The following is a 10,267-nucleotide window of genomic DNA, read 5'->3' as shown; positions in this document are numbered from 1 at the left end:
CGTATCTCGGCGGGGGTCTCGTACTGGGGTCCGGGCATCGCGGCGTAGACGCCCTCGCCGGGCCGGGTCCCGGTGGCCGCCCGGAGCGCCTGCGCGGCGGCCTCGCGCAGGCGGGGTGAGTAGGCGTCCACGAGGTCGACGAACGCGGCACCGGTCAGCGGGGAGCGGCCCGTGAGGTTGAGGTGGTCCGAGATCAGGACCAGGTCACCGACCGCCAGGCCGTCCCGCACGCCGCCGGCGGCGTTGGTGAGCACCAGGACGTCGGAGCCGACGGCGGCCGCGACGTGCGCGGGGTGGACGACGGGGTCGGTACCCAGTCCCTCGTAGAGGTGGCTCCGCCCGGCCACGGACAGCAGTGGCACCCCGTCGACCAGACAACTCGTGACCGTTCCGCGGTGGCCGGCGGCCGACGGCGGCGCGAACCCCGGCAGATCGGCCATCGGGATGGTGACCGCGGTCCCGGGGTCGGCCAGGCCCACGACGACCTCGGACCAGCCCGAGCCCAGGACCAGGGTCACCTCGTGCACCGACCGGCCGCACGCGCGGGCGACGGCGTCGGCGGTCGCCCGGGCGTCCGGGGTGGGGGTGAGGAGCGGAGACACGGGGGTGGGTGGCAGGGGGATGGACGGCACGACGCTAGGCGCCCGGGCCCACGTTGCGGGATTCCCGGGTGCGCAGCTGCCGCACGTAGGAGTCGGGGGCACCCGCGCACTCGGCCGCGTCCGCCAACAGTCCGAGGTAGCGCGCCGACGGCAGGCCCCCCTCGAAGGCGTCCATGACGTACAGCCAGACCAGCTCGGTGCCCTCGGGCGCGGTGGGGGAGGGCGAGGCGACCGCGAACTCGGACTCCTGGGCCCCCACCGGGGGGCCGGGGGGGACGGTGGGACGGCGCTCCACCCGGACCCGGATCTTCCGGGCCGGGATCCGGTCCGTGCCCTCCCATCGGTCGAGGGCGCGGGCGTCCTCGTCGGGGACGTCGTAGAGCACCACGAACACCCTCGACTCGGGGTCCTCGACCACGGTGGCCACGGCGCCCTCCCACGTGGGGTCCTCGCCCGCGAAGGTCAGGCGCCAGCCCTCCAGCCAACCGGTTCCGGCGAACGGGGAGTGCGGCGCGCGGGCGTTCATCTGTTCGGGATGCATGTTGGTCCCGTACGCGGCGTAGAGAGGCACGGCGACCAGAGTAGTCCCTCCGCCGGGTGTGGCCCCGGCGTCCTCCGGCCGCGTGCCGCCGGTTCGACTACCGTGTACGGCGGACGCGACGCGGTCCACCACAGTGGCCCGCGGCGCCCGGCCCCGACCCCGTGACCCGTGGAGGACCACCTGTGACCCAGCGCATCATCATCATCGGCGGCGGACCCGCCGGTTACGAGGCCGCGCTGGTGGCCGCGCAATACGGTGCGGACGTCACGATCGTGGACGCCGAGGGGATCGGCGGCAACTGCGTGCTGACCGACTGCGTGCCGTCCAAGACGTTCATCGCCACCACGGGTGTGCGCACCGACATGCGTCGCGCCGAGGAGATGGGCGTCGAGATGCACTTCGACCCCACCGCGTACCGGCTCGGCCAGGTCAACGGTCGGGTCAAGTCCCTGGCCCGCGCCCAGTCCGCCGACATCAGGTCCCAGCTCCAGCGCGAGGGCGTGCGACTGCTCTCGGGGACCGCGCGACTGCACGACTCGCAGCCGGGCATGGCGTCGCACCGCGTCCACGTGTCGCTGGACGGCGGCCGGGAGAAGATCCTCGACGCGGACGTGGTCCTGGTCGCCACCGGGTCCAACCCGCGCATCCTCTCCGGCGCCGAGCCGGACGGGGAGCGGATCCTGACCTGGCGGCAGCTCTACGACCTCACCGAACTCCCCTCCCACCTGGTGGTCGTGGGTTCCGGTGTGACCGGCGCCGAGTTCGTCTCCGCGTTCACCGAGATGGGCGTCAAGGTCACCATGGTGTCCAGCCGCGACCGTGTGCTGCCCCACGAGGACGCCGACGCGGCGCTGGTGCTGGAGGAGGCGCTCAGCGAGCGTGGCGTCTCGCTGGTCAAGCACGCGCGTGCGGACGCGGTCGAACACCACGAGGACGGGATCATCGTCCGACTGGGCGACGGCCGGACCGTCAAGGGTTCGCACGCCCTGATGTGCGTCGGTTCGGTTCCCAACACCGGCGACCTCGGGCTGGAGAGCGCCGGCATCGAGGTCCAGCGCAGCGGTCACATCAAGGTCGACCGCGTCTCGCGGACCACCGCCGCCGGCATCTACGCGGCGGGCGACTGCACCGATCTGTTCCCGTTGGCCTCCGTCGCGGCGATGCAGGGCCGGATCGCGATGTACCACGCGCTGGGCGAGGGGGTCAGTCCCATCAAGCTCCGCACCGTGGCCTCGGCGGTGTTCACACGGCCCGAGATCGCCACCGTGGGGATCTCCCACGCGCAGATCGAGAGCGGTGAGGTCCCTGCCCGCGTCGAGGTGTTCCCGCTGGCGGGCAATCCGAGGGCCAAGATGCGCAGTCTGCGCCGCGGTTTCGTCAAGCTGTTCTGCCGCCCCGCCTCGGGTGTGGTCATCGGAGGGGTGATCGTGGCGCCGACCGCCTCCGAGCTCATCCTGCCCGTCTCCGTGGCCGTGCGGAACCAGCTCACCGTGGGTGACCTCGCGGGGTCGTTCTCCGTCTATCCCTCGATGACCGGGTCGATCACCGAGGCCGCCCGGCAGCTCATGCGGCACGACGACCTGGACTGATCCCGGGCCGGTGGACCGGCCTGAGCGCCAGGATAAGTTTAGGCTAAGCTCACACCCGGTGCCCGTGACGCGGCACCGGGACTGTGAGGGAGGAACCGTGATGATGCGACGCCGCCTGGCCGCGATCGCCGCTGCCGGTTCGCTCGTGGTGGGTCTGGCGGCCTGCACCACGGACGGCGCCGGAGACGACTCGGACGCGTTGGTGGTCTACTCGGGCCGCAGCGAGAACCTCGTCGGCCCGCTGCTGGCCCAGATCGAGGAGAACACCGGCATCGACCTGGAGGTGCGGTACGCGAGCACCCCCGAGATGGCGGCGCAGATCGCCGAGGAGGGCGAGGCCAGCCCGGCCGACATCTTCTTCTCCCAGGACGCCGGCGCTCTGGGCGCGTTGTCCAAGGAGGGCCTGCTCACGCGGCTCGACGAGGCGACGGTCGCACAGGTCCCCGCCGAGTACCGGGCCACCGACGGGACGTGGGTCGCCACGAGCCTCCGCGCCCGTGTTCTGGTCTACGACTCCGAGGTGCTCGAGGAGTCCGAGGTGCCGGACACCATCGACGCCCTCACCGAGCCGGAGTGGCGGGGCAAGGTCGGCTACGCCCCCACCAACGCCTCGTTCCAGTCGTTCGTCACCGGGCTGCGGGTCGACCGCGGCGACGAGGCGGCCGAGCAGTGGCTCCGCGACTTCCTGGCCAACGAGCCGAGGACCTACGACAACAACGTGGCCCTCCTCGAGGCCGCCGACACCGGCGAGGTCGAGCTCGGGCTCACCAACCACTACTACTGGTACAACACCGCCCAGGAGAAGGGCGAGGAGAACATGCGGGCCGGGGTCCACTACCTGACCAAGGGCGACCCCGGCGCACTGGTCAACGTGGCCGGCGTCGGCGTGCTGGCCTCCACGGACCGGCCCGAGGACGCCCTGCGCTTGGTGGAGGAACTCCTCGGCGAGCAGGCCCAGCTCTACTTCCTCGAGGAGGACAGCGAGTACCCGGTGGTGCCGGGCATCACCTCGGAGGCCGTCGGCCTGCCCCCCCTCGAGACCCTGGGAGGCCCCGACATCGACCTCGGGGACCTCGACGGGCTCGAGCAGACCCAGCAGATGCTCACGCGCGTGGGCATGATCTGACGGGTCCGTCATAGACGTCCGTTCCCGTCTCCGTGGCGGTCGCCCCCTCCTCGGGGTGGCCGCCACTCTGGCGTGCTCCGCGGCCCTCATCCCGCTGGTCTATCTGATCATCCGGGCGGGGGAACGGGGCCCGGCCTACGCCATCGAGGTGGTCCGGTCCGGTCGGTCCGCCGAACTGCTGGTCAACACGGTCGTGCTGGTGGTCCTGGTCACCGCGGCGAGCGTCGTGGTGGGTGTCGCGCTCGCGTGGTTGACGGTGAGGACGGATCTCCCCGGGGCCCCGGTGGTCGGCGCACTGCTCTGCGTGCCACTGGCGATGCCCTCCTACGTCCTCGGCTACCTGTGGGTCGCGGACTTCCCGCAGTTCCTCGGCCTGCCCGGCTCCGTCATCGTGTTGACGATCTCCTGCTATCCGTACGTCTTCCTCCCCGCGGCCGCGGCGCTGCGGGCCGTGGACCCCGGGCTGGAGGAGGTGGCCCGGACGCTGGGGCGCGGATCGGTCAGGGCCGTACTCGGGGTGACGTTGCGTCAGATCCGGCCCGCGGTCGCCGCGGGGGCGCTGCTGGTGGCGCTGTACACGCTGTCCGACTTCGGGGCCGTGGCCATGCTGCGGTACGAGGCGTTCACCGTCGGGATCTACCACAGCTACCGCGCCTCGTTCGACCGGGTGCCCGCGGCGGTGCTGGCCTGCGTGCTCATCCTGGTGGCGCTGGTGGTGATGGTGGGAGAGCGGCGGGCCCGACGGGGCGAGGTGGCCAGGGTCGGTGCCGGTGTGGACTCCCTTCCCGACCGGGTCCCGCTCGGGCGGTTCAGAACGCCGGCGCTCGTGGTCGTCGGATTCGTCCTGACCGGTGGCGTCCTCGCCCCGCTCGTCGGGCTGGTCCGGTGGGTGCGGGCCGCCGCCGAGGTGGACGTGGCGTGGGGACCGGTCCTCGCCGCGGCGGCCACCACCGCGGGGGTGTCGGGCATCGCCGCGCTCGTGACGATCGTGTTGGCCCTGCCCATCGGCATCTTCGCGGCCCGGTCGAACGGCCCGGTCGCCCGGGCCACCGAGGCGGTCGCCCAGATCGGATTCGCTCTCCCCGGGATCACGGTCGGGTTGGCCGTGGTGTTCGTGGGGATCCGGCTGGTCCCCGGCCTGTACCAGCAGTTGCCGATGCTCGTGTTCGGGTACGTGGTGCTGTTCCTCCCGCTCGCCGTGGGCGTGGTCCGGTCCGCGATCGGCGCGATCCCGACCGCGCTCGAGGACGCCTCGGGAGCGTTGGGCTCCGGCCGGTTCCGGACCTTCCTCCGCGTCGTCGCCCCACTATCGATGCCGGGTGTCCTCGCGGGGGGCAGCCTGGTGTTCCTCAGCGTGGCCAAGGAACTGCCCGCGACCCTTCTCCTGCGCCCCACGGGGACGGAGACACTGGCCTCCGCGATGTGGGCCCACACCGAGGTGGCGGCGTACTCCCAGGCCGCTCCCTATGCCGCGATGCTCGTGGCCGTGGCCGTGATCCCCGCCGCGGTCCTCGGCAGGTCGTTCGGGTGGGGCGCGGGAGGGTCCGGGCGAGGCGTCCCGGCACGGACCGCCATCGCGGCCCGTTCGGAGGAGACACAGGTGGGTGCCACATGACGGTGAGGAAGCGCCCCGGCGGCGTGCTCGAGCTCCGCGGCGTGACCGGTGGGTACGGGGGCACCACCGTCGTCCGGGACCTCGATCTGACAGTGGGCTCCGGTGAGGCGCTGGCCGTTCTCGGTGCGTCCGGGTCGGGCAAGACCACCGTGCTGCGCATGATCGCCGGGCTGCACCCGGTCTCGGCGGGACGCATCCTCGTCGACGGACGCCGCGTGGACCCACTGCCCGCCCAGCACCGCGGGATAGGTCTGGTCCCCCAACAGGGCGCCCTGTTCCCGCACCTGTCCGTGGCCCGGAACGTCGGGTTCGGACTCGTACCGGTCGATCCCGTGGCGCGGTGGCGCAGCCGCGCCGAGCGGGCGGCCCGGGTCCGTGAGGTCCTCGAGTTGGTGGGGCTGGCGGACCGGGCCGACGAGCGTCCCTCCCGGCTGTCCGGCGGGCAGCAACAGCGGGTCGCGCTCGCACGCGCGCTCGCCCCGGGCTCGGGACTGATCCTGCTGGACGAACCGTTCAGCGCGCTCGACGCCGCCCTGCGGGGACGGGTCCGGGCGGAGGTCTCGACCCTGCTCGCCGAGTCCGGCGCGACGTCGGTACTCGTCACCCACGACCGCGCGGAGGCGCTGGCCACCGCCGATCGGGTCGCCGTGCTCATCGACGGCCGCCTCGCCCAGGTCGACACCCCCGAACGGCTCTACTACCACCCGGTGAGCCGCGAGGTCGCCCAGCTGGCGGGGGAGGTCGTCCTTCTCCCGGCCACCGCGGACGGAGGGGTCGCACACACCACCATCGGCGCCGTCCCACTCGACACGCCCGCACGCGGGTCCGGCACCGTCCTGTGGCGCCCCGAGAGCCTGACGGTCCGTCGGGTCGGGCAGGAGGGGCACGGCGTGTGCACCGGCGTCGAGTTCGTCGGCGCGTCGACCCTCATCCGGATGTGTGTCGACGGCACCGAGCAGAGCTTCGCGGTCCCGGTCTCCGGCGGGGAGGTCTTCGAGGTGGGGGCCCGGGTGGAGGTCACGCCCTTGCGTCCCGCAGTCTTCCACGCGGGGCCCTCGGTGCCCGCCTGATCAGCTCTCGGTGGCGGCCCAGCCCAGGGTCCGTTGGACGGCGTCGTTCCAGCGGCCCCACAGGCGCGCGCGCTCGTCCTCGGCCATGCGTGGCTCCCACCGCCGGTCCTCCCGCCACAACTCGCGGAGCCGGTCGGGGGAGTCCCACTGGCCCACCGCCAGCCCCGCGGCGAAGGCGGCACCCAGGGCGGTGGTCTCGGTGACCTCGGGCCGGATCACGTCGATGCCCAGGATGTCGGCCTGGAACTGCATCAGGTAGTCGTTGACCACCATCCCGCCGTCGACACGCAGCGCGTCGGCGGTCTCGCCGGCGTCGGCGGCCATCGCGTCGGTCATCTCGCGGGACTGGAACGCGGTGGCCTCGAGCGCCGCTCGCGCCAGGTGTGCCCGGGTGTGGAACCGGGTCAGGCCCACCAGGGTGCCACGCGCGTCCGGGCGCCAGCGAGGGGCGAGAAGTCCGGAGAACGCGGGCACGAGATAGCAGTCGCCGTTGTCCTCCAGTGACGTCGCCAGTTCCTCGGTCTCCTCGGCGCTCGAGATCACCCCGAGGTTGTCCCGCAGCCACTGCACCAGAGAGCCCGCCACCGCCACGGAGCCCTCCAGCGCGTACACGGCGTCGGCGTCCCCGAGCTTGTAGCAGACGGTCGTGAGCAGCCCGTTGTCGCTGAACTGGGGGGTGGTGCCGGTGTTGAGCAGCAGGAACGCGCCGGTACCGTAGGTGTTCTTGGCGTCGCCGGGGTCGAAGCAGGTCTGGCCGAACATGGCCGCCTGTTGGTCGCCGAGGATCCCCGCGATGGGGGTCCCGCCGAACATGCGACGCTCGGTCACGTGACCGATCACCCCCGAGGACGGCACGATGTCGGGGAGCATCGCCCGCGGCACCCCGATCTCGCGGCAGAGCTCGTCGCACCACTCCAGGGTCCGCAGATCCATGAGCAGGGTGCGGGAGGCGTTGGTGACGTCGGTGACGTGGAGCGCCGGTTCGCCGTCGGTCCCGCCGCGGCGGCCGCCGGTGAGATTCCACACCAGCCACGAGTCGATGGTCCCGGCCAGCAGCTCGCCGGCCTCGGCCCGCTCGGTGCCGCGTCGGCCCTCGGCGTCGAGGTGATCGAGGATCCACCGGATCTTCGGACCCGCGAAGTAGGTGGACAGGGGCAACCCGGTCGCATCGCGGAACCTGTTGTCTCCGTCGGGGTGGCCCTCCGCTAGCCGGGCGCAGATCCCCGAGGTCCGGGTGTCCTGCCAGACGATCGCGTTGTAGACCGGCTCACCGGTCTCCCGCTCCCACACCACCACGGTCTCCCGTTGGTTGGTGATGCCGATCGCGCTCACCAACGCCGGTTCGAGGTCGGCGTGACCGGCCACCTGGGCCATGGTCGTCCGCACGTTCTCCCAGATCTCCAGCGGGTCGTGTTCCACCCATCCGGCCCGGGGTAGGATCTGCCGGTGTTCGACCTGGGCGGTCGCCGCGGGCACCGGCAGACCGTCGTGGTCGAAGAGGATGGCCCGCGAGGACGTGGTCCCCTGATCGATCGCGAGGATGAACGTGTTACGCGTCACGTCGTCAGACTACGTCCGCCCGGGCGTAGAGTCGGGCGCGACCGGCCGGAATCCGATACCCGGCCCCGGAGGGAGCACGATGCCCACGATCAGATCACGGTCCGTCCTCGGTCCCGAGCGCCGGGCCGAGGCATGGCGGAGGTTGTCGGAGGAGTCCTTCGACATCGTGATCGTGGGTGGCGGTGTGGTGGGCACCGGCAGCGCTGTCGACGCGGCCACGCGCGGCCTGAGCGTCGCGGTGGTGGAGGCCCGCGACTTCGCCGCCGGGACCTCCTCGCGCAGCTCCAAGATGTTCCACGGCGGGCTCCGGTATCTCGAGCAACTCGACTTCGGGCTCGTCGCCGAGGCCCTCCACGAGCGCGAGCTCAGCATGACCCGACTGGCCCCGCACCTGGTCAAACCGCTCAAGTTCCTCTTCCCGCTCACCCGCCGGTTCTGGGAGCGCCCCTACATGGCCGCGGGATTCGTCCTCTACGACCTCATGGGCGGCGCAAAGAGCGTCCCGCCGCAGAAGCACTACAGCCGCGCCGGTGCACGGCGCGTGGCGCCGGGTCTGCGCGAGGACGTCGTGGTGGGGGGGATCCGGTACTGGGACACGTTGGTCGACGACGCCCGCCACACCCTCACGCTCGCCCGCACCGCCGCCCTGCACGGCGCGGTGGTCGCCAACTCCACGCAGGTGATCGGCTACCTGCGGGAGGGCGAACGGGTGACCGGCGTACGGGTCCGCGACGCCGAGACCGGACGGGAGACCGACGTCCGGGCCGGGGTGGTGCTCAACGCGGCGGGGGTGTGGACCGACCACCTGCAGGAGATGCTGGGCGAGGAGGGCGGCTTCACGGTGCGTGCCTCCAAGGGGGTCCACATCGTGGTGGACCGTGACAAGGTCGACTCGGAGGCCGCCCTCATCCTGCGTACCGAGAAGTCGGTGCTCTTCGTCATCCCCTGGGGCGAGTACTGGATCATCGGCACCACCGACACCGACTGGCAGCTCGATCTGGCCCACCCCGCGGCGACGGGTGCGGACATCGACTACATCCTCGGGCACGTCAACGCCGTGCTCACGACCCCGATCGGGCGGGACGACGTCCGCGGTGTCTACGCGGGACTGCGCCCGCTGCTCTCGGGCGGGGCCGACTCCACCGCCAAGCTCTCGCGGGAACACGCGGTGATGCGCGCGGCTCCCGGGGCCGTGGTGGTGGCGGGTGGCAAGTACACCACCTACCGGGTCATGGCGGCGGACGCGGTCGACGCCGCGGTGGCCGAGCTGGGACCGGAGCGCGCGGAATCCGTTCCGGCCTCCACCACCGATCGCATCCCCCTCCTCGGTGCCGACGGCTACCCGGCGATGGTCAACCGCGCGGACCGGATCGCGGACCACTACGAGATCAGGGAGGAGCAGGTCCAGCACCTGCTCGACCGCTACGGTTCGCTTCTCGAGGACGTGCTGGACCTGGCGGCGGACCGCCCCGATCTGCTGGAGACCCTCGACGGCGCCGATCGCTACCTCCGGGTCGAGATCGTCTACGCCGCGCTCGCGGAGGCCGCTCTGCACCTGGAGGACGTCCTGGTCCGCCGGACCCGGATCTCCATGGAGTACCAGCACGGAGGGGTGGCGTGCGCCCGCGAGGCCGCGCAGCTCATGGCGGAGGTGCTGGACTGGGATACCGACCGTGTCGAGCGGGAGGTCGAGATGTTCGAGCAACGGGTCGCCGCGGAGCTGGCCAGCCAGGTGACGGACTCCGACGACGAGGCGGACGGCTTCCTCCGCGGCGTCCCCGAGGTCCGCGAGTTCCTGGTGGAGGCGACCGTCGACCCCGCGAGCGCCGAGCCGGTCGTCGACCACCCGGCCTGACCGAGAGGCCACCCTTCCCGACCGAGGGGCCACCTATCCCGACCGAAGGACCACCTATCCCGACCGGGAGCCCGACCAGCGCATGATGGGGGTCGGAACCGGCACGGCCGCGCTCCGCACCCCCTGACACCGGAAATCCGCTGTCGTCCTGCGCGATCGGCTGTCCGGTGGGGCAGCGGATGGCGCAGGAGAGCAGCGGATCCGGGGGAGGGGCGGGCCCGACGGCGCGGCCCGGGGGGCCCGACGGCGCCGCCCGGGGTGGACGACGCCGTCAGCGGGTCACTTGATCTCGCAGAGCACCGTTCCCTG

8 protein-coding genes are annotated in these 10,267 nt (G+C 72.3%); 5 read left to right on the top strand and 3 right to left on the bottom strand.

From position 1 onward, the window contains the following. Positions 1 to 632: purine-nucleoside phosphorylase (locus tag G6031_RS07590; protein WP_347238460.1), on the bottom strand; the 632-nt coding region annotated here is incomplete at its 3' end. A gap of 4 nt (positions 633 to 636) precedes the next feature. Beyond that, on the bottom strand, positions 637 to 1,173 hold the full coding sequence (locus G6031_RS07585; protein WP_179524755.1) for a gamma-glutamylcyclotransferase family protein: 537 nt from the start codon (positions 1,171 to 1,173) through the stop codon (positions 637 to 639). Positions 1,174 to 1,325: 152 nt separating this feature from the next. Here G6031_RS07585 and G6031_RS07580 point away from each other — a divergent pair, with 152 nt between their 5' ends. From G6031_RS07580 to G6031_RS07565, 4 genes are all read left to right on the top strand, one after another. After that, positions 1,326 to 2,732: an NAD(P)H-quinone dehydrogenase gene (locus G6031_RS07580; protein WP_179524756.1), complete on the top strand. Its 1,407-nt coding sequence runs from the start codon at positions 1,326 to 1,328 to the stop codon at positions 2,730 to 2,732. 100 nt (positions 2,733 to 2,832) lie between these two features. Next, positions 2,833 to 3,858 (top strand): iron ABC transporter substrate-binding protein, encoded by a 1,026-nt coding sequence (locus G6031_RS07575; protein WP_182652911.1) that lies wholly within the window; start codon positions 2,833 to 2,835, stop codon positions 3,856 to 3,858. Positions 3,859 to 3,913: 55 nt separating this feature from the next. Next, entirely contained in the window at positions 3,914 to 5,473 is a 1,560-nt protein-coding gene (locus G6031_RS07570; protein WP_347238459.1) for an iron ABC transporter permease, read from the top strand. Beyond that, a complete protein-coding gene (locus G6031_RS07565; RefSeq protein WP_182645687.1) occupies positions 5,470 to 6,543 on the top strand; it encodes an ABC transporter ATP-binding protein in 1,074 nt (357 codons plus the stop codon). Before G6031_RS07570 ends, G6031_RS07565 begins: the two co-directional genes overlap by 4 nt. On the opposite strand, the gene glpK is transcribed toward G6031_RS07565, so the two are convergent. Continuing rightward, positions 6,544 to 8,103, bottom strand: a complete 1,560-nt coding sequence (gene glpK, locus G6031_RS07560; RefSeq protein ID WP_182652910.1) for a glycerol kinase GlpK — start codon at positions 8,101 to 8,103, stop codon at positions 6,544 to 6,546. A gap of 79 nt (positions 8,104 to 8,182) precedes the next feature. Between glpK and G6031_RS07555 the strand changes: the two genes are divergently transcribed. Beyond that, complete coding sequence (locus tag G6031_RS07555; protein WP_179524760.1) at positions 8,183 to 9,958, top strand: glycerol-3-phosphate dehydrogenase/oxidase; 1,776 nt, start codon at positions 8,183 to 8,185, stop codon at positions 9,956 to 9,958. Positions 9,959 to 10,267 lie beyond the last annotated feature (309 nt).

The sequence above is a fragment of the Dietzia sp. CQ4 genome, assembly GCF_014145125.1.
Lineage (GTDB): Bacteria > Actinomycetota > Actinomycetes > Mycobacteriales > Mycobacteriaceae > Dietzia > Dietzia natronolimnaea.
The sequence above is the reverse complement of the archived record's forward strand: the minus strand, read 5'-3'. Positions and strand labels throughout refer to the sequence as shown.